The sequence below is a fragment of the Clostridium tetani genome, from assembly GCF_900167265.1.
Taxonomy (GTDB): domain Bacteria; phylum Bacillota; class Clostridia; order Clostridiales; family Clostridiaceae; genus Clostridium_G; species Clostridium_G tetani.
In genome coordinates this window covers 85,019-108,150 of the sequence record NZ_FUWT01000002.1, presented here as the reverse complement: position 1 = coordinate 108,150, position 23,132 = coordinate 85,019, and the positions used below count along the sequence as shown (strand labels likewise).

Below are 23,132 nucleotides of genomic sequence, written 5' to 3'. Positions count from 1 at the left end.
AATTTTTTTAAAGTACAACCCTTAATAAAAATAAAAGGCCCAGACATAAGTCTGAAGCCTTGATTTTTGTATTAAAACATTTAGTTTACATTTTAGTTTCAATTGATGTCTTTGGATATAATGTTGTACCCCATATATAGAAAGTTCTTTCTTTTGCTAGTGGTATATTTTTAACATCTACAATGGTTCTCCACCATTCCCATGCAAGACCTGTACATTCTCTTATTTTTACAGATATATTTCGTGCATTTCCTTTTAAATATATTTCTGTATTAAAATGAGCCGTTCTATCTCTATTATTTCCTTCCCAAGCTTTATGTTCAACTATTTCATTTCCCTTTTCGTCATAGCTAACCTCATCCCATGTTACTTGGAATTGAGCAACATACGCTCCACTATGATCAAGTACTATTTTACCATTAGTATATTCTGTTGCAGTTGTTTCTATATATTCTGTTTTATTATTTACGGATGCTATACTATTGTCTTTTAAAAATGTAGTAGTATATGAAATTGGATATCCTGGATTTTGTGGACTATACACTGAATTATTTTTAATAATATTTCTTATTTCATCAAAATCCTTAGTGATTATCTTATTATGTTCTTGTGCTCCTCCCCCTAAAACAGTAGCTGTAAATGAACTTTGATTTAATATATCCTTATATTCTGCATTACTACTTATATCCTGGTTATTGATTAGTGCTTTAAAAGCTGCTTTAACATGTGAACTCTTAGAGGTAGTTTCAAGTTTTACATAAATTGTTCTACCATATGCAACATTTGAAACATATGCAGGAGGATTATTATTATTTATCCCCTTTAAAGCCAATTCATCAAAAGTTACACTATCACCAAATAAATCTGATGGACGATTTGGTGGGTCTACACTTACTGTATAAAAAATTTGTTTGTATGCAAGAAGCATAACCTTTTTTTCACCTTTAAATATGGAATCAAAATCTATATTTAATGCTTTGTTTAAAGCTTTAAAATTGCATCCAACTGCTGCAGATAACTGTGATTGGCTATACACCATAGTATCAGAATAACTCATTCTTGTAGGTATAGTATATTTAGATGAATACTTTGAATTCCATGTATCTAATATAGAATTTATTGCAGAATTAACTGAGGAGTAGGTAGGTGAATTAACAACTTTCTTACCATCTTCAGCCATACCCGGTAAGTCAACACTTATAGTAATAGGTTTTCTCTCACATGAAATTATATCAGGTTTGTTTTCCATAAGATTTCTGTTAGCAAGTTGTATAGCTCCAGGATAAGTTCTATCATTTATTGAGTCTATAATTGAAATGTCTGCTGTGGAATCTGAAATACTCTTCTTCTCACGTTTTACCACAATGAACTTATCTGGATTTTCAAATCCTTCAGCAGGTACAAAATTTTCTACCTGTTCACCATTATATGATAATATCTTACGTGGATCATAGGATAATCCATAAATATTTTTGTCTATGTCACTACTGTTGTCTTTTGCCAAATTACATTTTGTATTTGACGTTACTACTTGTCCATTATTGATTAATGAATGTTCCTCTACATTTCCTTTAGCTAATACATTACTGGAATTATAATTAGATATTAAGCCAGTCATTGAAAATATTAGCAATGAACGTGATACAAATTTTAATACATTTTTGTTCATTTTATATCGCCCCCTTTAATTTTTATAATAATGAAATAATATATTTATGCAAATTATACCATATAATATCAAATTCTTCAATATTTTTTCTAATTTATTCCACTTAAATAGTTATTTCGACATTATTTTTAATTTCATCCACTTTCCTCATTATACTTTTAACTTCATCCCTATTATCTTTATAAAAAATTAATCATTTAATTCTAAATATTTATTATAAGTATATATTTAAACATTAGGGGGATAATCTAAGAAAGTACTTAAGGAGGTATAACAATGGAAAAATTATTTTTGAAAAAATTCTTGAAAAATATATTCTCAGATACCTTTGAAGTAAAATTCTGGGATGGAACAACTGAAAAATTCGGCCAAGGAGATGCAAATTTCAAAATAATAATAAATGAACATATATCTAAAAGTGATATTTTAAGAGATCCCTTCCTAACTTTTGGTGAAGCATATATGGATAATATTATAGATTTTCAAGGTTATATCCAAAAAATTATAGAATCTATATACAGAAATAAAGATAGCTTTTTACATAAGGCTTCCCTATTCGAAAAGTTATATAAAGTTGCTCCTCACTCTATAAAAAACAGTAAAAATGACATAAAACATCATTATGATCTAGGTAATGATTTTTATAAATTATGGTTAGATGAAACTATGACCTATTCTTGTTCCTATTTTAAATCAGAAGATGATTCCTTATATCAAGCTCAGCTAAATAAAATTGATTATATCTTAAAGAAATTAAATTTACATTCTGGTCAAAAGCTATTAGATATAGGCTGTGGTTGGGGGGACCTTATAATAACTGCAGCAAAACAATATAATGTTAACGCACTTGGTATAACTTTAAGTAATGAACAATTTAACAAGGTAAATGAACGAATAAAAGAAAATAACCTTGAGGGTCAAGCAGAAGTTAGATTATTAGATTACAGAGAACTATTAAAAACAGGTAAAAAGTTTCATAGAATTGTTAGTGTAGGTATGATAGAACATGTGGGTAGAAAAAACATACCTGTTTACATGAATACTATAAGTGACTTATTAGAAGAAAGTGGAGTATCCTTACTTCACTGTATAACAGCTCAAAAAGAATCTGAAGGTAATCAATGGATTAAAAAATACATATTTCCTGGCGGATATATACCATCTATAAGAGAACTAGTTTATAATATGGCAGAGAATGACTTGCATTTAATCGATTTAGAAAGCTTACGACTACATTACTGTAAAACATTAGAATGTTGGGCTAAGAACTTTGAAAATTCTTTAGATGAAGTAAAAAAATTAGACTTTGATGATAAATTCATTAGAATGTGGAGATTATATCTAAATGCCTGTGCAGCTTCCTTCCATTATGGCGTAGTAGATTTACATCAATTTTTATTGACAAAAGGATTAAATAATGAAATTCCTATAACAAGAGACTATTTATATAAATAATCCTTTGTATTTTTAAAAACTAAATAAAAATCAGTTAAGATTCCCATTTTAATCTTAACTGATTTTTTGAAACATTACTTAATCTATATCTAATGCTTTCTCTAAATATATCATATCCACACATTGTATACCATTTTCAAATATTTCATTTTTATAATTATGAATAAAAAAATCTTTAATTGTATGTGAATAACTAAAACCACGGTTTTTATAAAAATGTATATTTGAAACACTTGAATTTCCTGTACCAACAATTATCTTCTTAAATCTATCTTTATAATATCTGATTATATATTTAATTAAAATTTTACCATAACCCTTATTCTGATATTTTTCATATGTGGAAATATTTTTTATCTCACAAACATCATCATTTTCTTTTGTTACAATACATACACTTTTTAAGTCATTATAATATAGTGCAAATATATCTCCTATATATAAATATTTTTCTATCATTGTTATGTCAGGATCAGCTAAAAGTAATATATCAATAAATTTTTCTCTATTATTTTCAATCTTTTCTATATTAATATTATCACCTTCTCAATACAAATTTGCTAATTCAACTCTTGATTTTTAAAAATTTTATAACTAATATTTATAGATAATATTATAAAAGCTATAACTAGTATTGGTAAACAAGCAAATAAGATCTTTAAATTTAATTCTGTTGGAACTTGTATATTAAATCTATTCATACCTTTAAGTATCCATGAAAGTAAAAAGGATGGAATTACAAAACATATAATTATTAAAAACCGTGCGTTTTCCACACCATATTTATATAATAGTGGAATAATAATACTTCCTAAAAACATTGATATAAATAAAGATACAATGGATTCTAACATAACTTCTTTAATTATAAAATTTCTAAAGAAAACACCTATGACTGTACTTATAAAAAATCCAGCTATCATTCCAAATATAGAAAAAATAAATAACATTATATATTTACTTATCACAACATCCTTTCTAGATATAGGCATAATAACTGCATATTTATTCCATGTTGATATATTATCAAAACTAAATGTTGTAATAACCATCATACTACATATAATTACACAGGTACTAATATATCCTACTACTCCACTTTTAGGATTATTTATTACTGCTAAAATAGCTAAAATTAATGGTAATCTCTTTATATTATGTCCAATATTATACAAATCCTTTAGAATTAAACTTTTCATATTCTTTCTCCTTTCACATATAGCAACATAATATCTTCTATAGACGAATTATCTATTACAAATCCTCTATATTTTTTCATCATTTTTTCTTTATTATTAACTAGTACTTGCCACTGATAGTCTTGCTTACGGTACACTATAATATCTGATTTATTTATTTCCTTAAATTGTTCCGTATTACATTTTATAATTGCATAGTTATAAATTAAATCATCTTTATCTTTGCTAAATATAACTTCTCCATTACGTATAAATGTTATATAATCAGCTATTTTTTCTAAATCACTTGTAATATGAGAAGAAATTAAAATTGAATGTTTTTCATCTTGTACAAAATCTAAAAATATGTCTAATATTTCATCCCTAACAATAGGATCTAGTCCGCTAGTTGCCTCGTCTAAAATAAGCAATTTGGGATGATGTGATAATGCTATGGCTATAGATGCTTTCATTTTCATTCCCTTAGAAAAAGCTTTAATTTCTTTATCTATAGGAAGCTTAAATTTTTTAAGATAATTTAAATACAATTCATTATTCCATCGTTTATATGCCTTTTCCATAATTTTAGATATTTGTTTAAGAGTTAATGTTTCATAAAAATTCATATAATCATATACAATACCTATATCTTCTTTAATGTCTTTATTATTATCAGACATAACTTTTCCAAAAAGTTTAATTTCCCCACCATCTTTAGAAATTAAATTTAAAATAGCATTAATGGTTGTACTTTTTCCTGCTCCATTTTCTCCTATTAATCCCATAATGCTTCCATAAGGAACAGAAAAACTTACATTATTTAATGTGAAATCTGAATATATTTTTTTAAGATTTTTTATTTCTAAGATATAATCCATAATTATTCCTCCTCAACATAAAATATCCTTAATAATTCTATTAACTTTTCTAATTTAATTCCATGTGTTCTACCAAGATTAGCAGCCTCTTCTAATTTTTTTTCTATATTTCTTAATTGCTCTTCTTTTATAAAATCTTTATTTTGAGCAGCTACAAAGCTTCCCCTTCCAGTAACTGTTTCAATAAATCCATCTCGTTGTAAATCCTCATATGCCCTTTGTACTGTTATAACACTAATGTGTAAAGACTTTGCTAGCGCCCGCATTGATGGTAAGGGATCACCTGTTTGTAATTCTCCATTCATAATAAAGGCTTTTATTTGAGATGTAATTTGCTCATATATAGGGCTACTTTTATTATTACTTATAATTATCTCCATAGTCATCCTCCAAAAGTGTACTATAGTGTACTTATCGTACAAGTACACTATAGTACACTTAAATTAATTTGTCAATATAAAAAAACAACCTGCCAAACAAATGACACGTTGTTTTTTCACTTCAACACTTTTGATTGAAATTTTAATAAAATTGGTGCATTTAATTCTCCTCTAGCCCCTGGTCTAGATGCTGGACATAATGCATTATACATTTTCATAAATTCTTCTGCTTTAAATAGAGTGTCTGCTGTCATTTCAGATTCAAACAATCCTGGGCACACTGCGTTTGTAGTGATTCCAAACTGGTACATATCTTTAAAAACATATTGACATCTATCTATATGATGCATATTATAAACATATAGATAATTATCTATATGTTAAATAGTATAAATTAAAGGAAGTGGAAAAATGAAATATTCTTATTCGGAATACGCATTGGTATTTAAGGCTCTATCAGATGAAACAAGACTTAAAATACTAAATATGCTATCAGGAAATGAATTATGTGCTTGTAATATTCTAGATGAGGTCAATATCACACAACCTACTCTTTCCTATCACATGAGAACTTTAATGGAATGTGGACTTGTAGAGGGTAGAAAAGATGGATCCTGGATGAAATACACTCTTAAAAATAATAGAGTTTTAGAATTAAAAGATTTTTTATTAGAAATTAATAAACATAGAGAAAACTCATTTTGTAATGATGGAAAGTGTTAGATATTAAATTATTTAGGAGGTTTTATTATGAAAAAAATTGAAATTTATGATCCTGCTATGTGCTGTTCTACAGGAGTATGTGGACCAAGTGTAAATACCGAATTATTAAGAGTTGCAACAGTTATAGATAGTTTAAATAAACAAGGTGCCCATATAATTAGATACAATTTATCAAGTAATCCTCAGCCTTTTGTTTCAAATAAAAAAGTAAATGAATTACTTATGAAGGACAACGATATCTTACCAATAACAATTGTTGATGGAGAAATAGTTAAGACAAAATCTCACCTAACAAATAATGAGTTTTTTAAATATACAGGTCTAAAAATTGAATCAAATAAAAGTACAAATAAAGGTTGCTATTGTGGAGGAAATAACGATTGTTGCTAAATAAAATGAAAGGTGATGAAATTTATGTTTGAACAATTTAATGCTGATAAATTAGATTTAACAAAATATTTATTTTATACTGGAAAAGGTGGAGTTGGTAAAACATCTATAGCTTGTGCTACCGCTGTTAGTCTTGCTGATTCTGGTAAAAAGGTTTTATTAATTAGTACAGATCCTGCTTCAAATTTGCAAGATGTTTTTCATACAGAATTGAGCAACAAAGAAACTAAAATAAAAGAAACACCCAATTTATCTGTAGTTAATTTAAATCCAGAAGAAGCTGCAAGGGAGTACAGAGATTCTATGATTAATCCATATAAAGGAAAGCTTCCAGAAGCCGTTCTTAAAAATATGGAAGAGCAATTATCTGGTTCTTGTACAGTAGAAATTGCAGCATTTAACGAATTTTCAAATTATCTTACAGATAAAAACATTGAAAATGAATATGAATTCATTATATTTGATACTGCTCCCACAGGGCATACACTTAGAATGCTACAATTACCATCTGCATGGACTAATTTTATCAGTGAAAGTACACACGGGGCTTCTTGTCTAGGACAACTTTCAGGACTTGAAGACAGAAAAGAAATGTATAAAGAAGCAGTTCAAACATTGGCAAATGGTAAACTTACAACACTTATACTAGTTGCTAGACCTGAGAGTTCAACTCTTTTAGAAGCTGAGAGAGCATCTGATGAGTTAAGTCAATTAGGAATCAATAATCGAATGTTAATAATAAATGGAGTGATGCAAACAGTAAATAAAGATGATGAAGTTTCTTTAGAATTTTATAATAAACAACAAAGTACTTTAAAAAATATTCCAAATGCTATAAAAGATATTAAAACTTATGCTGTTCCTTTACGTTCTTACAATGTATCTGGGATAGATAGTATTAGAATGATGTTAAAAGGTGATAGTGAAGTAATAACAACAGAAACGCTTGATAATATTGACTTTCCATCGATAAATGATTTAATAAATGATTTATATAAATCTAAGAAAAAAGTTATTTTCACCATGGGAAAAGGTGGAGTTGGTAAAACTACAGTTGCCTCTACTATTGCACTAGCCCTTTCTCAAAAAGGTGTAAAAGTACATCTTACAACCACAGACCCCTCTAATCACATTAAATATATTATGGGCAAACATAAGAATATCACAATAAGTGAAATAAATGAACAAGAAGAATTAAAGAAATATCAAAATGAAGTTATTTCTAAAGCATCAGAGACAATGAGTGGTGAAGATCTAGAATATATAAAAGAAGATTTACGTTCACCTTGTACACAGGAAATAGCTGTTTTCAGAGCTTTTGCCGAAATAGTAGAAAAAGCTGATGATGAAGTTGTTGTAATAGATACAGCTCCTACTGGTCATACACTTTTACTTTTAGATTCAACTCAAAGCTATCACAAAGAAGTTGAAAGAACACAAGGTGATATTCCCAAATCAGTTAAAAAATTATTGCCAAGACTTAGAGATGAAAATGAAACAGATGTTGTTATAGTTACATTACCCGAAGCCACACCTGTTTACGAAGCAGAGCGATTAAATACTGATTTAAAAAGAGCAGGAATACACTCTAAATGGTGGGTAATAAACTCCAGCTTGTTATTAACGGGAACAAAATCCACTTTATTACAATCAAAAGCTCAAAGTGAAATAAAGTGGATAAACGAAGTAAATAAATATTCTAATGGTAATTATACTGTTGTAAAATGGCTTCCAAAAGAAGTAAATGATACTACATTGCTTGAAATAATTAAGCTGAAATAATTAGAGAACAAATATTGGATTTACGTTCAAAAATTCCTGATCTAATTTGACTATATTAATTTATATTTCAAGGAAAGTAACTTTTTATTTATATACTAATAATTAATAGAGTTTAGTTCACATAATTAACTTAAAAACACCTAGTACACAATCTAGGTGTTTTTCATATTTGTTGTTATAAATAATATCTTCAACTTTATTCAATTCATTTTCGTTTCATAGCAAATGACTTTGGTTCAACATATTCTTTAGCAGAGGGAGCTGTATATTTAATCTCCATAGTAATTCCCTTTATAATATAAAGTTCTAACTATTTTATATTTAATAATTATATCAAATTAATACTTCAAAATGCTAATCTTTTAGTATTCTAGTATAATATTTTCTAGTGATTTTTTAATATCCTTAGTATACACACCGCCATGATAACATATAATTTTATCTATATCATAATTTAATAATTTCTTTATGGATTTTTTTGCAGTATCAATATCTAAAGTATACTGTGGATTTGCTATTGTTAGCTTATCATCTTCTACTACTAATGCATCACCAGAGACCAATGTTTTACTATCTTTTATATAAATTGAAATATGTCCTGGCATATGCCCTGGAGTAGCAACTACTTCCATCCCTCCACACCAAGGGAATGAATCTTTATCTTTTAGGCATTCATCAACTTTAGCATTTTCTATATTTTCAAGGAACTGTTGAAATTCCATTGCACCTTTTTTTTCATCTTCAGGAAGTTTATCATATATAGACTGCGCTTGTTGTAATCTTAAAGATTTTTCCTTACCACTGATATATTTTTCATCTTCAATTGAAGAAAGAATTTTAATATTTGGATATTGTCTTTTAAATTCCGCTAAAGATCCCATATGATCAAAATCATGATGAGTTATAATTATTTTTGTCAATTTGCTAATATCAATTCCATTTTCCTTTGCAGCAGTTTTTATTAATGGTAAAAAGTTAGGATATCCACAATCAATTAAGACAAGTTCATTCTCATCACTTAATATAACTGGAAAGATAGTATTCATACCACCATTAAAATCAAATTTTATTTCTAAAATCGTTAATTTATTCATTAATTATTCCTCCAAAAATTATTTGCATATCATAATATTTTCATAAATATATTAAACTTATTCTATATCATTTCTCAAGTTCACAAATAATTATGTATTAAAGTTGTCCATATTCATAAAGTACTAATAAAAAATCGGTATTAATTCTGATTTTAGATAATTAATACCGATTTTATTTATACATGTTTTTCTTGTCTAATTATTCTTCTAATACTATGCTCAGTGAGATAATAATGTTGTGCAAGTTTTTTAATAGATGTTCCATTATTATAGTTATTAAAAATTTCTATGTTTCTTATCTTTAAAATATCTCTTGCACCAGTATTTTCTCCCCAAGCCTTTTTATTCTGGTACTTTATTGGTATATATAAATATTCACCCTCTATATATTCTTGAATTAATTTAATAATATAATCAGGTAATATATTTTGTGCGTTTTTATATTTCATATTATTGCTCCTATCTACTTTATCATTAGTAAATAACGAAGCAAAGATCACACAAAACAAAATTGAGTAAATTAATCTAATAAATTAGGCCCTGAACAAATACTTATTCTGTGTAATCTTTGCACAGAGCCTAAATATATGATGAATTTTATAATATAATCCATTTATTCATCTCCTCTATTGTTCTACAATTACTCTACACTTTAGCCCAGTAGCAATGCTATCATCTAACCACATAGTATATACTGTAAAATTTGATGAAGCAATTTTATTTAGTTCACATAAATTTTCAATAACATAAATCCCATTTTCTTCACATAAAATATCTGCAGGACCATGTTCTTCTCCTCTACGAATTCCAGCGCAATCAATACCAATAAAATTAACCTTTTTATTGATTAAATAGTTTATAAGTTCCTGAGATAGTTGTGGATGATTATGAAAATATTCCTTAGAACCATATCTATATTTTTCAATTTGAGATGTTCTAAAAAGAATAAAACTATTTTGGGAAATATCTACATGTTTTACATCCTTAATTTCTATCTCTCTTTTATTTGCAAATTCAGATACATCAATTAAAACACCTTTACATTTAAAATACTCTAGTGGAATACTAGATTTTAAATATGTATCTAAATGTGTTCCTATATGTCCAGATGCTATATATTTGTTTTCTTTTGTATTTAACCATTCCTCTATTTCTTCTTGGCAAACTTTAGTTGTTAAATCAATTATCATTTTCTGCCCCCTTAATTATATTTTCTAAATAAGAATTAAACTTTTTTAAAAATTTAAAAACAGTTTCTTTTTCATTTGTTGATATTGTTTTTAGGAATTTTGTATCTCGAATTTCCCATTTTTCATGAGCTTGTTTGTGCTGTTTAAATATGTTATTCCCCTCATTTGTAAGAGTGTAAAATATTTCTTTTTTATTATCAGGCTTTTGACTACTAATAATTAGATTTTCTTTTTGTAGTCTTCGTATAATTTTACTAACAGCACTTCGAGTAATATTTAAGTAATTAGCTATTTGGGTTCCATTTGCTTTCTCTAAATTACCAATAGCATCAATACAATGCACCTCAGAATTTCCATATTTCTCAAATAAACTATCATTCATTATTTTACTAAGTACATCTTGCTTTTCATAAAGCTTAGTAAACTCAGTAAGCAAATTTTCTTCTGTTATCATAAAAACTTCCTTTCAAATATTGTTTCCATGGACACAATATTTATTGTACACATAATTAAAAATTGTGTCAAGTTAATTTTTGTATTTTAAATATATAAAACATTATTTAGGTTTGTACTAAAATATGGAACTTATTCATAAAATAAGAATAAGGATAGGAAAACATAAAATTAATATTATGCCTTGGACAATTATTCTAGGCATGGTATTAATTTTAAAAACTATTTATAAAAAGGAGTGTAGATAATATGTTAATTTGTAATAAGAAAAGATTGGAAAATAAGATTCTTACCTTTAGTAAATTTGGTGCTACTAAAAAAGGTGGGATAACAAGGTTATCCTTATCAAAACCTGCCCTCCAGGCAAGAGCAGAATTCTGTAAAAGAATGGACACCCTAGGTGCAAATATCGTAACGGATGATATGGGAAATGTATATGCAACCTTTAGAGGTACAGAGAATCTCCCACATATTGCAATGGGATCACATTGCGATTCAGTAGTACAAGGTGGAAACTATGATGGTATTTTAGGTGTACTTACTGCAATGGAAGTAGCTGAAACCATAGTTACAGAGAAGATTCCACATCGACATCCAATTACAGTTATGATTTGGACCAATGAAGAAGGAGCTCGTTTCGATCCTGCTATGATGTCATCAGGTGTTATTACTGGTAAATTTGATAAATCTAAGATGTTAGCTTCAAAAGATACAGAAGGACTAACCTTTGGTGAAGCTTTGAATGCAAGTGGATACAAGGGTGACGAGAAGAACAGACTTAATCCTAAGGACTATACGGCTTTTGTAGAACTTCACATTGAGCAAGGCCCAGTGCTAGAATCCACAAAAATGGATATTGGTGTTGTGGAAGGTGTTGTTGGAATGGTTAACTATGAATTTGAATTTGTAGGTCAAGCCGGTCATGCTGGAACCGTTCCACAGAAAATGAGAAAAGATGCTCTTTTAGCAGCTTCTGAGGCTATTCAATATCTGCATAGAGAACTTGACAAGCTTGATAGTAAATTAGTGTACACTACAGGTAGAATAATTTGTTCACCTAATGTACATACAATTATACCAGATAACGTTAAATTTACCTTAGATGCAAGACATCAAGACCCTAATGTAATACAACAGGTTGTTGAAGTTATAGAAAACATTCCTAAAGAACTTGCAAAATGTAAAGTTAGTTATAAAGAGCTCTGGTCTCGTAAAACTGTAAGCTTTAATGATGAATTTGTTAACTTAGTTGAAAAAAATGCTAATATTTATGGCTACTCTAATATGAGAATATATAGTGGTCCTGGACATGATGCTCAATTTGTGGCTGATATGCTACCTACAACCATGATATTTGTTCCAAGTATTGGTGGACACAGCCATTGCGAAATAGAAGAAACCCCTCTTGATAACTGCTTAAAAGGTGCTAATGTATTACTACAAACCATCTTGGATATAGATAAGAAGTAGATTGTGTTTAACTTCCTAAATTCCAATAAAAGTTTTATTTTTACTGGAATTGCATTTTTTATGTTAATATTTTTTCTCCCTAAATAAAGAAGCACACTCTACAAATATCTAACATATAATAATGTTAGATGTCTATGAAAGGAATGAGAGCTATGTATAACGCTTATAAAACATATCCCTGTTTTTATTTTATGAACTCCCCAAGATATAATCCACACATCACGTATAATACTTGTAGAACATATCCATGTCCTTACTACATGAGCACATCAAGATATAATTCAGAAATTGAATTAAAGGATTATGGGACAGAACCCTTTGTAGTTAATATTGAAGAAGCTACTAAACAAAATAATACTTATCGTACCGCTTTATGGACAGGAACTCATTTGCAACTTACTTTGATGAGTATCAAAGTTGGAGAGGACATAGGTTTAGAAGTTCATCCTAATCTTGATCAATTCATACGTATTGAAGAAGGACAGGGACTTGTTAAAATGGGTGATAGTGAAAATAATTTGGACTTTCAAAGAAAAGTACATGATGATTTTGCATTTATTATTCCTGCTGGAAAATGGCACAATCTAATCAATACAGGCAATAAACCAATTAAATTGTATTCTATTTATGCACCACCTGAACATCCACATGGAACGGTTCATGAAACTAAAGCAATTGCAGAAGCTGCTGAAAATAACGAAGATCATTAATATCAAAATATAATGTAAGAATATGTAGAAACAGCCTCTTATGGTAATATCAAATAATCATAAAAGGCTGTTTTTTATGATTAAAGCAAATTTTAAATCTTAGAATACACCAAAGTAATCTCATATTTCTCCATAGAAGATTTAACATAAAACATTTGCTGATTCATCATATGAAATCTCATTTTCTAAATTATCTTGAATATAGTCAATGGCATGACTCAATTGTTGTAACCACTTCATCTAATCGCCTCCTTGATTTCAAGTTTAGCATAATAAAATTTTTATATCCTCTCTTTTGGTGTCCTCTTTTGTAAACATTATTTTTAATTAAATTCAGACTAGTGACAAATTAAACTGTGAAATTTGCGTTACTTTCCTGTTTAGTACCTTAAAGTACTATATAGGTAAAAATATTTTCTCCATTTCTGAAGATTTCTGAAGATTTCCATCAAGTGATTGAAAAGCTCCAATGTGTCTATTATATTTAGATAGTGCTAACTTATTTGTGATTAACTCTGTTTGTGCATGAGAATCAAATGATTCTGCATAAACACACCACACAAATAAGAACAATAATTTTATTATGAGGAGGTAATCAAAATGCACACGTTTATAAATCGTCTATTATCGAAGCACATTATGTTACCATTTATGACAATGATGCTATTGCTTCTTTTCTTGTTATCAGGATGTACTTCAAGGTCACAACCCTCAGATGCAAATTCTCAGTCACTAAAGAAGTCGAATATACAATCAAAGAATAAGGATGAACTGATACTTGCTGTTGGTAAAACTGATACTGGTCAGTTTGATCCAAAAAAAGGTTGGGGAACTCACGCACAAATTCGTCTAACTCACAGTTCACTGCTTACCATTGACTCTAACCTGAACTTTGTTGGTGATCTTGCAAAATCCTACAAAGTTAGTGAGGACGCCCTTACATGGACTTTTCCACTAAGAGATGACGTGAAATTTTCCAACGGTAAGCCAGTAACTGCGACGGATGTTAAATTTACATATGAAATGCTTAAAAAAGACGGTATTAAATTTGATTTATCATTTATTAAATCAATAGAAGCTATTGACGATTATAATGTGGCTATTACACTTAATGAACCACATTCCACTTTTGTAAGTCAACTCACTGAAATTGGTATTGTACCTAAAGATTTGTATGATAATAATTACTCAAGTAATCCTATTGGCTCAGGCCCATATAAAGTAGTTCAGTACAATGATGGACAACAAATCATCATGGAATATAATCCTTATTGGTATGGTAAGAAACCTCAGTTTAAAAAGCTGACATTCCTCCTTCTTGAAGAAGATGCAGCCCTTGCAGCTGCAAAGGCTGGACAAGCCGATATTGTCTATGTTCCGCCAACGTTTGCAAAACAAACAGTAGATGGAATGACACTTCGAGCCTTTGAAAGTATTGATTCACGTGGTATTACTATGCCAACACAAAAAAGTGGAGGAAAAGGTTTAATAAACAGTAATGAAGTTGAGGTAGGAAATGATGTTACTTCTGATTTAGCTATTCGAAAAGCACTAAGTATAGGGCTTAATCGTAAAGATATAGTGGATATTGCATTAAATGGATATGGTAAAGTAGCATACTCCTTATGCGATTATATGCCTTGGTTTAATCAAGAAACCATTGTAAAAGGTGGAAATATTGAGGAAGCAAAAAAAATTCTAGCAAGTGCTGGGTGGATAGACACTGACAACGATGGAATTCTAGAAAAGAATGGACTCAAAGCTGAATTTAATCTATATTTCAGTTCTAGTGATCAACTTCGTAGTGACCTTTCCTTAGCTGTAGCAGATATGGCACGAAATATAGGTATTAAAATCAATGCAATAGGAGCAACTTGGGATGAAATCTATATCAAAGGTAAAGCAAATGCAGTTATGTGGGGTGGCGGACGACATCATGCTCACCAACTATACACTATGTACTCTCCTAAAGTAATTAACCAAGGATATAATAATTTGACTGTTTATAAGAATCCTAAGGTAGAAGAGTATTTGGATAAAGCTATGCATGCATCTACACAAGAAAAAGCTAATAAGTATTGGAAATTGGCTCAATGGGATGGGAAAACAGGATTTAGTTGTCTTGGAGATGTCCCAATTATCTGGTTGGCACGTGTAGATCATCTATATTTGGCCAATAAAAATCTTGATTTAGGTAAACAACCTATTCATTCTCATGGTCATGAATGGGCATTATTCAGCAATATAACAGAATGGACATGGAATAAATAATTAAATTAAATGTAAATTTGGAAAGGGACTTTTACGGGAATCATCTATTTTCGTGAAATCCCTTCTATCCATGGAAAGGAGTGTTTATCATGGCAAAAAAATTCATTGTTCGCCTAATCCGAGCTGTGACTTTACTTATAGGATTATCAATTCTAACCTTTTCCTTAATCCACTTATCTCCTATGGATCCCATAAATGCCTATGTTGGAGGAGATAGTTCAGTATCTATAGAACAAATTGAAAGGATCAAAGAATATTGGGGTGTAGCTAAAAGTCCTATGGAACAATATTTTACCTGGATAGGAGCAATACTAAAAGGCAACTTCGGAATTTCAAAACTTTATCGCAGACCAGTCATTGATATTATTAGGAGTCGTTTTATTACTTCCTTTGCATTAATGGGCACAGCTTGGATTTTGTCGGCAATCTTTGGTTATCTTCTAGGAGTTATTTCTGCAATGAACCGAGGGAAAATTATTGATAAAATCATTAAGTGGTATAGCTACACACTAGTTTCTACTCCTATCTTCTGGTTAGGACTCCTTTTATTGATTGTTTTCGCGGTGGAATTAAAATGGTTCCCTGTTGGCTTGGCAGTGCCAGCAGGTGTGCTAGAAAGCAATATACGGTTTATTGATCGGGTGCGACATTTTGTATTACCTGCCTTGACTCTGAGCATTTTAGGAGTTGCTAACATCGCAATGCATACCCGCGAAAAGATGATTGATATTCTAAACACTGAATATATCATCTTTGCTAAAGCAAGAGGTGAAAGTAAGTGGCAGATTTTTAAAAACCATGGTTTCCGAAATTCAGTTATTCCAGCAATTTCATTACAATTTGCCTATTTCGGAGAACTTTTCGGTGGTTCTGTATTAGCTGAACAGGTATTTGCTTATCCTGGATTAGGTAGCATTTTAACCACCGCTGGATTAAAGGGTGATCTTCCTTTACTGATGGGAATTATTCTGATTAGCTCCTTGTTTGTATTTGTAGGCAATTTTATTGCAGATATTTTAAATACAGTTGTAGATCCACGTATAAAGGGGGATACATTAGATGTTTAGAAGACAAAAAGAGATAAATGTACGAAAAAAAATGATAGTACTGCTTGGATTTTCTGCTATGCTTTTGCTATGTATTCTTATTTTTAGTTTTTTGTTGAGTAATGATAATTTTCGCCTTAGCTCTACTGATAAAAACCTTCCTCCAAGTTTTAAGCATTTGTTTGGAACAGATTGGCTGGGAAGAGATATGTTTACCAGGACAATCAAAGGGTTGCGTTTATCACTAGCAGTGGGAGCCTTTGCCTCTATTATAAGCGTTTTTATGGCAACTATTATGGGAATTTGTGCAGCTACTTTTGGTAAAACGCTTGATGCTGTTATCTCTTGGTTCATTGATTTATTTATTGGCATGCCTCATTTAGTGTTCATGATACTGATATCATTTATTGTAGGTGGTGGAATACGTGGAATTGTACTTGCTGTTTCACTTACTCATTGGACATCTTTGGCAAGAATAGTGCGTTCTGAAGTACTTCAAATTAGAAATGCAGAATACATCCAGATATCCAAAAGTTACGGAAAATCTTCATGGTATATTGCAAAAAAACATATATTACCTTCCGTTTTTCCTCAAATAATGATCGGATTTCTACTTATGTTTCCCCATGTAATTTTACATGAAGCTGGGCTTACTTTTATGGGATTTGGCCTCTCCCCTCAAACTCCCGCTGTAGGCATTATCCTTTCCGAAGCTATGAGTCATATTTCCACCGGAAAGTGGTGGCTGGTAATTTTTCCAGGGTTACTTTTAGTTATAGTAATTAAGAGCTTTGACAATATTGGGGAGCAACTACGTATTTTAATGGAACCTGTTAGTTCCAATGAATAAGGAGGAACTATAATGAATACCACACAAAAAGAATTATTACTCCAGGTAAAAAACCTAAAAATTAGTTTTTCTCAATACTTTAAAGGAACACAGAAACGTATAATTCAACCTATATCGGATTTACATGTAGATATTAATCAAGGAGAAATTGTGGCCGTAGTAGGAGCTAGTGGTTCAGGGAAAAGCCTCTTGGCACATGCTGTATTAGGAATACTACCTAGCAATGCTATTTGTCAAGGGCAAATACTTTACCGTGGAGAATCCCTGACAGAAGAACGAAAAGCACAGTTGCGAGGGCGAGAAATCTCTTTTATCCCTCAATCAGTAAATTATTTAGATCCGTTAATGAGGGTTGGAAAACAGGTTCAGATTGGTCTAGAAAAAAGTATAGCAAGGAAATCGCAACAAGAGCTGTTCCAACAATATGACCTAAAGGAAAGTGACGGTAGCTTATTTCCCTACGAGCTTTCTGGAGGTATGCTCCGTCGAGTTTTATTTGCCACCAGTGTCCGTAAAGGGGTTCAATTGGTAATTGCTGATGAACCAACACCTGGGATCCATCCCCAAGCCCTTTCTGAAATTTTAAGGCAAATCAAGCGATTTGCAAAAGAAGGTGCTGGTGTCATGCTAATTACTCACGATATTATGTCAGCTTTGGAGATTGCAGATCGGGTGGCAGTAATCAAAGATGGTCAAACAATAGAAATTTCTGAAGCATCAGCTTTTGAAGGCAAAGGCGATCGTCTGAAAACTGAATATGCCAAAAGATTATGGAGAGCTTTGCCACAAAATGATTTTCATTTGGAATTTCAAATAAATGGAGGAGGTATATAATGCATTTAATTGGTAAAAACCTTGGTTACTATTATCAAGAAGAGCAATGGCTCTTTAAAGATGTTAATCTTTCTGTGTCACCTGGAGAAGTATTAGGTTTATCCGGTTATAGTGGATGTGGAAAAACTACTCTAGCCAAAATCTTAGCTGGATATATCCAACCTCGTAAAGGAATGGTGATGTTGGATCAAAAACCCATAGAACAACGAGTTTTTCGTCCGGTACAATTAATTTATCAGCATCCAGAAAAAGCTATTAATCCTAAATGGCGAATGCGAGAAGTTTTAGCAGAATCCTACAAACCATCGCAGGATATTCTTGATGCTTTTGGAATAAAGGATGAATGGATGGATCGTTGGCCTATTGAACTTTCTGGCGGAGAATTACAGCGATTTTGTATTGTTCGTGCATTGAATCCCGCTACTAAATATATAATTGCTGATGAAATGACCACTATGTTGGATGCAATTACACAGGCAAAAATATGGCACAGTCTTCTTTCAATATGTGAAAGTAGAAGAATCGGACTCATTGTAGTAAGTCATGAAAAAAGCTTAATCAATAGAATATGTAATCGAGTATACAACGTTGGGCAAAATTAAACTAATCTAGAAATAAAATCAGTCATGTAGATACAATATTTAAGAACGCTTATTTCTGCATAGAAATAAGCGTTCTTTTTTCTTATAAAATAGGAAATATTAATTGCACTTTAAATACATTTTCATTTTTTAGATGGATAAATCGACCATTGTGCTCTAAAAGAATTTTTTCACAGATTTTCAACCCAATCCCTGTTCTCTGTAAACTTTCTAACGTATCAAGGATATAATTATGAATTTCAATGATTAATTCATGCTCATTCAAAACACTTATTAATGTAATAGGAAAGGATGGATCTGCATATTTGCATGTATTAGATAACAAATTATCAAATACACGCTGCATCATATTTCGATTTATCTCAATTTTATTAGTACATAACTTAGATTTATTTTTGACTAAAAATCCACTTTGATTAAGTAAAAATATATGTTCTCTTATAATTTCATCTAATTCCTCATTTACTGAACAAATACTTAATTGTATTTGTTCATCAGTAGTTGTTGATAAAAAAAAGTATTCAAATAAATTGTTAATCAAGAATTTAATTTGATATGCACGATTCTTACATTTTTTTAAAAATGTACCTTCACTAGCTGGAATATCCCCTCCCTCCAAAACGTCTAAGTATCCAATTAAAGCTGTAAGTGGTGTTCTTAAATCATGTGATATTCCAATCATCAACTCATTACTAGCAGTTCTTACACGATCAGCATATTGCTCACGAGATATAAACGCTTTACGCATTTCATCTATTTCTTGTGCCAGAAAAGCTAATTCATCATTCCCACGGACAGTAATGACATAGTTTAAATCTCCCCCCTTAAGAATTTTGATTTCCTGCTCTAGAACATTTATATATCTAACTTTTCTTTGAATAAGTAGAATCATAATCGTTATGAAGAAAATGAAAAAAATTAGCAGATTAGCATAAGTAACATAATCTCTATAGCGGTGCTCAAACCAATATTCAATAACTGCTATAAGTGTTCCATCGTTGAACACTATCATATGCCTATTTTGCCATGGTTGAATATACTCCATACTTTCTTTCAATGATATACCACGATAGGCAGCCTTTGAATTATAGAGAAGAATATTACCCCGATAAATGGAGACCTGTGTTAAATCTTCTTTCTTTATCCATTGATCAATTTGGGAAATCTCAGACATGGAAAGATTATTATTGCAAATATAATTCTGAAGAGATTCCGCTTTCTTCTTTAAATTTCTAGAAACCACATCTGATTGAGAACAATAGTTGCGTATAATCTTATAAGATATGGTTTGTAAAATTGAAAAAAGCATTGTTGAAAACAAGAAAGTTACAATTGCAGAAATAATCAATTTATGTCCAAGTTTATAATTTCGTTCAATTCTAATCAATGTAATACCCCTTTCCCCAAATTGTACGAATGTATTGTGGTTTTTGCAAATCTTTTTCTAGCTTTCTTCTTAAATTTTTAATATGCACCATAATGGTGTTATTAGAAAGTGGAAGGAATGGTTCTTGCCAGACGTGTTCATATATCTCACGGGCAGATAGAACTTTTTTACGGTTGTGCAGCAAAAAAGAAAGAATCTGATATTCAATTCCAGTAAGACTAACTTTATCTCCATTAATGCAAACTTTACCAGTTTCAAAATCCACATTTAGGTCACCCAGCTTGATGGTATTATCTGTCGAAACATTATTTACCCCTTGGTAAACAAAAAATCTGCGAAGTAACGCCTTAATTCTTAATAGCAATTCGGATTGAGAAAATGGTTTTATTAAATAATCATCTCCACCACAACAAAATCCTTCTTCTTTATCAATGTCCTGTGTTTTCGCACTCAGAAACAGGATTGGAACTGTTGTGATTTTTCGGATTTCAGTACATAACTCAAATCCGTTTCTGCCTGGCATCATGATATCAAGAATAATCAAATCTACTGGTTTTTCAAGCATTGCCATCGCAGTATTGGCATTAGATGCTTCCCATACAACAAATCCTTCACGACTTAGTAATATATTGATGATTTCACGTATTTCTTCATCGTCATCTACAATTAGAATAATTGCATTTTTTTTCATATTGTTCACCTCATATATTATGCCTGCTAGCTTAATAAAACTAAATAAATAAGCTGATTACTTGTTTATTTTGACTTCGCAATATTATACAAATTTGCTTAACTGCAATTGTTTTCTTATTAAATTTATTTCATTAGTATCTAAATCTGTTAGTTATTTTATTGTTTCATCTTCCATATCCATTCCCGTGCATTTCTACTTAAGATTATACCCTTATGCATTGTATATTTTATTATTATTTTTGTGTACACATACTGCCACAGATTTCTTTGCTTCTGCAATTCATACTATAAATACAAGCATTGAATGAAAAGCCAGATTACCCAGAATACTTTTCACCATTTATATGTTCTCACATACGAAAGCTCTCAAATATATATGTATATATATTTTCTTTTGTACAAAAGTGCTTAATTAAAGACTCTCTAAAAAATCAGTTCTCCTGGTTTATAACCATTGGGCAATTCTTCCTCGCTTAAAAATTTGAAATTGTCATCACGCAGTATTGGTAAAAATGCTTCATATGGTGTTCTAGGAAACTCACAGGCATAATTACTTGCTCCAAACCATTTACCTTCTTTGCTACTCAAATTTAAGTCTCTAGCAAATTTTGTATGATTTGAGCAATCATGAACTGCTAAATCCCAGTTTTCTTCATCGGCTATTTTCATGAATTTCAGAGTTAATTCCCTACTCCAAATTGGAGAAATATAGCCATGTCTGGAAATATACATGTTTTCCCCATAATAATTGTCTATGTTATTCTCATTTAAATGTAATTCTGCACAATTTATGAAATCAAGTTTTGTATCTAATATTGCTTGCTTTTTCTTAAAAAATGCTTCAAAAAACTCAGGAGTCATTGGAGTTTCAATACCTACATTTTTAATATATTTTTTTGCTATTCCAATACTTTCAATAACTTTGTCGGAACAATTAGAGGCACCTAAGTTAAAACGTATCTCATCAAGACCAGCTTCACCTAATGCTTTCAATGTATCTTCTGTAGCTAAAATACCATTTGTATATAAATGTTGATGAATTTTGGCATCTCTAAATTTCTTTATAACCGAATAGTATTTTTCAATTTCCATAAATGGCTCTAAATAAACATAGGAAATGCCAGTGGGCTTCTTGTGGATGGAAAGAAGTAGATCTATATCCTTCTCATAAAATTTTGTACCTCCGATTTCCCACATACCTTCGCCAATTGGAGGAATATATTCTAGTTCTCCATAGTTATAACAGAACTTGCACTCTATGTTACATTTATTTGTTTTTCTAATTGCACTCAAACCAGTTCCCAACAAACAAGAACGACATCCTTTGGCAAATTTGCTTTCATTTCCTACAAAAAAAGTTCTATTATCTAAGGTTTTCAAACCTTTAATTTCCGACATTAATGTATCATTTCTATGATCAATTGCTTCCTCAATTTGTGCAAATGTAGCGTAAATGATTTCTTGTTGTTTTATCATAACTTCCTCATCCTCTGGCAATATGGAAAAAAATTCAAACCATTTTAACGCATCTTCCTTTGAAATTTTCATAATGTATCCTCCTTTAATTAATCTTACTAAAGATTCAATCTAAATCTTCTTATTGTGCTTTTCCTCAAGCTTTTTGCTTAAGATTTTCTTCTATATATCTTCTCTTTTTTCTTACGATTTCTACCTATTTTTATCCCTCTGACTATTTGATAATACATGATTTCAACTATTGTTTCAAGCTTTTTCTCCTTCATTTTCTCAACCTTTTTCTCTTACATTTTGGGTATGCAAAAAGCCCACTGGCATAGCCTGTGAGCTCTTAAATCAATTTTTTCTCTAAGTTCTTTACAAAAAAATAAGGCCTTAATAATACAACTGTGTATTATTAAGGCCTTGCACAGCACTTTTTATATTTTTTTTCACTACCACAAAGACATGGTTTATTTCTTCATAATCTTTAAGTTGATTATCTTCAAAGGTCATTGTTCCATCAAACCATATAAGTTACATATATTTATTTCATTACATAAAGTTAATAATTCTTTTAGATTTTCTAGTGATTCATAATATCTTCTTTCTATAGCGTCTT

General features: G+C 30.2%; 24 protein-coding genes and 2 pseudogenes. 11 read left to right on the top strand and 15 right to left on the bottom strand.

Going from position 1 to position 23,132, the window contains the following annotated elements:
• Positions 1–85: 85 nt before the first annotated feature.
• Positions 86–1,669, bottom strand: a complete 1,584-nt coding sequence (gene tly, locus B5D21_RS00540) for a cholesterol-dependent cytolysin tetanolysin O (protein ID WP_011100063.1) — start codon at positions 1,667–1,669, stop codon at positions 86–88.
• A 276-nt stretch (positions 1,670–1,945) separates the two neighbouring features.
• On the opposite strand from tly, the gene B5D21_RS00535 reads away from it, so the two are divergent.
• A complete protein-coding gene (locus tag B5D21_RS00535; protein WP_011100064.1) occupies positions 1,946–3,124 on the top strand; it encodes an SAM-dependent methyltransferase in 1,179 nt (392 codons plus the stop codon).
• A gap of 78 nt (positions 3,125–3,202) precedes the next feature.
• Here the strand turns inward: B5D21_RS00535 and B5D21_RS00530 are convergent, their stop codons facing one another.
• The 5 genes and pseudogenes from B5D21_RS00530 to B5D21_RS00510 all read right to left on the bottom strand — a co-directional run.
• On the bottom strand, positions 3,203–3,658 hold the full coding sequence (locus B5D21_RS00530; RefSeq protein WP_035109295.1) for a GNAT family N-acetyltransferase: 456 nt from the start codon (positions 3,656–3,658) through the stop codon (positions 3,203–3,205).
• A 26-nt stretch (positions 3,659–3,684) separates the two neighbouring features.
• The gene (locus B5D21_RS00525; RefSeq protein WP_011100066.1) at positions 3,685–4,323 is read right to left on the bottom strand and encodes an ABC-2 transporter permease; all 639 of its coding nucleotides are present in this window, start codon (positions 4,321–4,323) and stop codon (positions 3,685–3,687) included.
• Complete coding sequence (locus tag B5D21_RS00520; protein ID WP_011100067.1) at positions 4,320–5,180, bottom strand: ABC transporter ATP-binding protein; 861 nt, start codon at positions 5,178–5,180, stop codon at positions 4,320–4,322. Before B5D21_RS00520 ends, B5D21_RS00525 begins: the two co-directional genes overlap by 4 nt.
• A gap of 2 nt (positions 5,181–5,182) precedes the next feature.
• Positions 5,183–5,560 carry a GntR family transcriptional regulator gene (locus tag B5D21_RS00515; protein ID WP_035109292.1) on the bottom strand — a complete coding sequence of 126 codons (378 nt, stop codon included), beginning with the start codon at positions 5,558–5,560 and terminating at the stop codon, positions 5,183–5,185.
• 146 nt (positions 5,561–5,706) lie between these two features.
• Positions 5,707–5,865 (bottom strand): annotated as a pseudogene (locus B5D21_RS00510) (short-chain dehydrogenase); the annotation flags it as partial.
• Between the two features lie 106 nt (positions 5,866–5,971).
• Between B5D21_RS00510 and B5D21_RS00505 the strand changes: the two are divergent.
• The 3 genes from B5D21_RS00505 to arsA are packed head-to-tail and all read left to right on the top strand — an operon-like array spanning position 5,972 to position 8,455.
• Complete coding sequence (locus B5D21_RS00505) at positions 5,972–6,283, top strand: ArsR/SmtB family transcription factor (protein WP_035109291.1); 312 nt, start codon at positions 5,972–5,974, stop codon at positions 6,281–6,283.
• Positions 6,284–6,310: 27 nt separating this feature from the next.
• On the top strand, positions 6,311–6,673 hold the full coding sequence (gene arsD / locus B5D21_RS00500) for an arsenite efflux transporter metallochaperone ArsD (RefSeq protein WP_035109289.1): 363 nt from the start codon (positions 6,311–6,313) through the stop codon (positions 6,671–6,673).
• A gap of 24 nt (positions 6,674–6,697) precedes the next feature.
• Positions 6,698–8,455, top strand: a complete 1,758-nt coding sequence (gene arsA / locus B5D21_RS00495; RefSeq protein WP_035125029.1) for an arsenical pump-driving ATPase — start codon at positions 6,698–6,700, stop codon at positions 8,453–8,455.
• 362 nt (positions 8,456–8,817) lie between these two features.
• Here the strand turns inward: arsA and B5D21_RS00490 are convergent, their stop codons facing one another.
• The 4 genes from B5D21_RS00490 to B5D21_RS00475 all read right to left on the bottom strand — a co-directional run bounded on the left by B5D21_RS00490 (position 8,818) and on the right by B5D21_RS00475 (position 11,193).
• Positions 8,818–9,549 (bottom strand): MBL fold metallo-hydrolase, encoded by a 732-nt coding sequence (locus B5D21_RS00490; protein ID WP_011100070.1) that lies wholly within the window; start codon positions 9,547–9,549, stop codon positions 8,818–8,820.
• Between the two features lie 176 nt (positions 9,550–9,725).
• On the bottom strand, positions 9,726–9,998 hold the full coding sequence (locus tag B5D21_RS00485; RefSeq protein WP_035109284.1) for a CD3324 family protein: 273 nt from the start codon (positions 9,996–9,998) through the stop codon (positions 9,726–9,728).
• A gap of 177 nt (positions 9,999–10,175) precedes the next feature.
• Positions 10,176–10,739 (bottom strand): cyclase family protein, encoded by a 564-nt coding sequence (locus B5D21_RS00480; RefSeq protein ID WP_011100071.1) that lies wholly within the window; start codon positions 10,737–10,739, stop codon positions 10,176–10,178.
• Positions 10,729–11,193, bottom strand: coding sequence for a MarR family transcriptional regulator (locus tag B5D21_RS00475; protein WP_011100072.1), 465 nt, complete (start codon positions 11,191–11,193; stop codon positions 10,729–10,731). The genes B5D21_RS00480 and B5D21_RS00475 overlap by 11 nt, the downstream gene beginning before the upstream one ends.
• Positions 11,194–11,441: 248 nt before the next feature.
• On the opposite strand from B5D21_RS00475, the gene B5D21_RS00470 reads away from it, so the two are divergent.
• Together B5D21_RS00470 and B5D21_RS00465 are read left to right on the top strand one after the other, a co-directional pair.
• On the top strand, positions 11,442–12,662 hold the full coding sequence (locus B5D21_RS00470; protein WP_011100073.1) for a Zn-dependent hydrolase: 1,221 nt from the start codon (positions 11,442–11,444) through the stop codon (positions 12,660–12,662).
• Between the two features lie 152 nt (positions 12,663–12,814).
• The gene (locus B5D21_RS00465) at positions 12,815–13,372 is read left to right on the top strand and encodes a cupin domain-containing protein (protein WP_035109283.1); all 558 of its coding nucleotides are present in this window, start codon (positions 12,815–12,817) and stop codon (positions 13,370–13,372) included.
• 396 nt (positions 13,373–13,768) lie between these two features.
• Here the strand turns inward: B5D21_RS00465 and B5D21_RS14000 are convergent, their stop codons facing one another.
• Entirely contained in the window at positions 13,769–13,933 is a 165-nt protein-coding gene (locus tag B5D21_RS14000; protein ID WP_155400626.1) for a hypothetical protein, read from the bottom strand.
• Between the two features lie 39 nt (positions 13,934–13,972).
• Here B5D21_RS14000 and B5D21_RS00460 point away from each other — a divergent pair, with 39 nt between their 5' ends.
• The 5 genes from B5D21_RS00460 to B5D21_RS00440 all read left to right on the top strand — a co-directional run bounded on the left by B5D21_RS00460 (position 13,973) and on the right by B5D21_RS00440 (position 18,975).
• Positions 13,973–15,643, top strand: a complete 1,671-nt coding sequence (locus B5D21_RS00460) for an ABC transporter substrate-binding protein (RefSeq protein ID WP_011100075.1) — start codon at positions 13,973–13,975, stop codon at positions 15,641–15,643.
• Between the two features lie 89 nt (positions 15,644–15,732).
• Positions 15,733–16,710, top strand: coding sequence for an ABC transporter permease (locus tag B5D21_RS00455; RefSeq protein WP_035109282.1), 978 nt, complete (start codon positions 15,733–15,735; stop codon positions 16,708–16,710).
• A complete protein-coding gene (locus tag B5D21_RS00450; RefSeq protein WP_011100077.1) occupies positions 16,703–17,539 on the top strand; it encodes an ABC transporter permease in 837 nt (278 codons plus the stop codon). The genes B5D21_RS00455 and B5D21_RS00450 overlap by 8 nt, the downstream gene beginning before the upstream one ends.
• Positions 17,540–17,551: 12 nt before the next feature.
• Positions 17,552–18,373 (top strand): ATP-binding cassette domain-containing protein, encoded by an 822-nt coding sequence (locus B5D21_RS00445; RefSeq protein WP_011100078.1) that lies wholly within the window; start codon positions 17,552–17,554, stop codon positions 18,371–18,373.
• Complete coding sequence (locus tag B5D21_RS00440) at positions 18,373–18,975, top strand: ABC transporter ATP-binding protein (protein ID WP_011100079.1); 603 nt, start codon at positions 18,373–18,375, stop codon at positions 18,973–18,975. Before B5D21_RS00445 ends, B5D21_RS00440 begins: the two co-directional genes overlap by 1 nt.
• 82 nt (positions 18,976–19,057) lie before the next feature.
• Here the strand turns inward: B5D21_RS00440 and B5D21_RS00435 are convergent, their stop codons facing one another.
• From B5D21_RS00435 to B5D21_RS14480, 4 genes and pseudogenes are all read right to left on the bottom strand, one after another.
• Positions 19,058–20,362: a HAMP domain-containing sensor histidine kinase gene (locus tag B5D21_RS00435; RefSeq protein ID WP_011100080.1), complete on the bottom strand. Its 1,305-nt coding sequence runs from the start codon at positions 20,360–20,362 to the stop codon at positions 19,058–19,060.
• Positions 20,355–21,053 (bottom strand): response regulator transcription factor, encoded by a 699-nt coding sequence (locus B5D21_RS00430; RefSeq protein WP_035109281.1) that lies wholly within the window; start codon positions 21,051–21,053, stop codon positions 20,355–20,357. Before B5D21_RS00430 ends, B5D21_RS00435 begins: the two co-directional genes overlap by 8 nt.
• Before the next feature lie 425 nt (positions 21,054–21,478).
• Positions 21,479–22,603: a radical SAM protein gene (locus tag B5D21_RS00425; RefSeq protein WP_011100082.1), complete on the bottom strand. Its 1,125-nt coding sequence runs from the start codon at positions 22,601–22,603 to the stop codon at positions 21,479–21,481.
• Between the two features lie 325 nt (positions 22,604–22,928).
• Positions 22,929–22,991, bottom strand: a pseudogene (locus tag B5D21_RS14480) (SEC-C metal-binding domain-containing protein); the annotation flags it as partial.
• Positions 22,992–23,132 lie beyond the last annotated feature (141 nt).

Bases quoted from the DNA above. Each gene is read 5' to 3' on its own strand.
- B5D21_RS00440 (WP_011100079.1), top strand. From the start codon at position 18,373: ATGCATTTAATTGGTAAAAACCTTGGTTACTATTATCAAGAAGAGCAA.
- tly (WP_011100063.1), bottom strand. From the start codon at position 1,669: ATGAACAAAAATGTATTAAAATTTGTATCACGTTCATTGCTAATATTT.
- B5D21_RS00475 (WP_011100072.1), bottom strand. From the start codon at position 11,193: ATGATAACAGAAGAAAATTTGCTTACTGAGTTTACTAAGCTTTATGAA.
- B5D21_RS00535 (WP_011100064.1), top strand. From the start codon at position 1,946: ATGGAAAAATTATTTTTGAAAAAATTCTTGAAAAATATATTCTCAGAT.
- B5D21_RS00470 (WP_011100073.1), top strand. From the start codon at position 11,442: ATGTTAATTTGTAATAAGAAAAGATTGGAAAATAAGATTCTTACCTTT.
- B5D21_RS00460 (WP_011100075.1), top strand. From the start codon at position 13,973: ATGCACACGTTTATAAATCGTCTATTATCGAAGCACATTATGTTACCA.
- B5D21_RS00445 (WP_011100078.1), top strand. From the start codon at position 17,552: ATGAATACCACACAAAAAGAATTATTACTCCAGGTAAAAAACCTAAAA.
- B5D21_RS00425 (WP_011100082.1), bottom strand. From the start codon at position 22,603: ATGAAAATTTCAAAGGAAGATGCGTTAAAATGGTTTGAATTTTTTTCC.
- B5D21_RS00505 (WP_035109291.1), top strand. From the start codon at position 5,972: ATGAAATATTCTTATTCGGAATACGCATTGGTATTTAAGGCTCTATCA.
- B5D21_RS00515 (WP_035109292.1), bottom strand. From the start codon at position 5,560: ATGGAGATAATTATAAGTAATAATAAAAGTAGCCCTATATATGAGCAA.
- B5D21_RS00450 (WP_011100077.1), top strand. From the start codon at position 16,703: ATGTTTAGAAGACAAAAAGAGATAAATGTACGAAAAAAAATGATAGTA.
- B5D21_RS00520 (WP_011100067.1), bottom strand. From the start codon at position 5,180: ATGGATTATATCTTAGAAATAAAAAATCTTAAAAAAATATATTCAGAT.
- arsA (WP_035125029.1), top strand. From the start codon at position 6,698: ATGTTTGAACAATTTAATGCTGATAAATTAGATTTAACAAAATATTTA.
- B5D21_RS00490 (WP_011100070.1), bottom strand. From the start codon at position 9,549: ATGAATAAATTAACGATTTTAGAAATAAAATTTGATTTTAATGGTGGT.
- B5D21_RS00455 (WP_035109282.1), top strand. From the start codon at position 15,733: ATGGCAAAAAAATTCATTGTTCGCCTAATCCGAGCTGTGACTTTACTT.
- B5D21_RS00480 (WP_011100071.1), bottom strand. From the start codon at position 10,739: ATGATAATTGATTTAACAACTAAAGTTTGCCAAGAAGAAATAGAGGAA.
- B5D21_RS00485 (WP_035109284.1), bottom strand. From the start codon at position 9,998: ATGAAATATAAAAACGCACAAAATATATTACCTGATTATATTATTAAA.
- B5D21_RS00430 (WP_035109281.1), bottom strand. From the start codon at position 21,053: ATGAAAAAAAATGCAATTATTCTAATTGTAGATGACGATGAAGAAATA.
- B5D21_RS00465 (WP_035109283.1), top strand. From the start codon at position 12,815: ATGTATAACGCTTATAAAACATATCCCTGTTTTTATTTTATGAACTCC.
- B5D21_RS00525 (WP_011100066.1), bottom strand. From the start codon at position 4,323: ATGAAAAGTTTAATTCTAAAGGATTTGTATAATATTGGACATAATATA.
- arsD (WP_035109289.1), top strand. From the start codon at position 6,311: ATGAAAAAAATTGAAATTTATGATCCTGCTATGTGCTGTTCTACAGGA.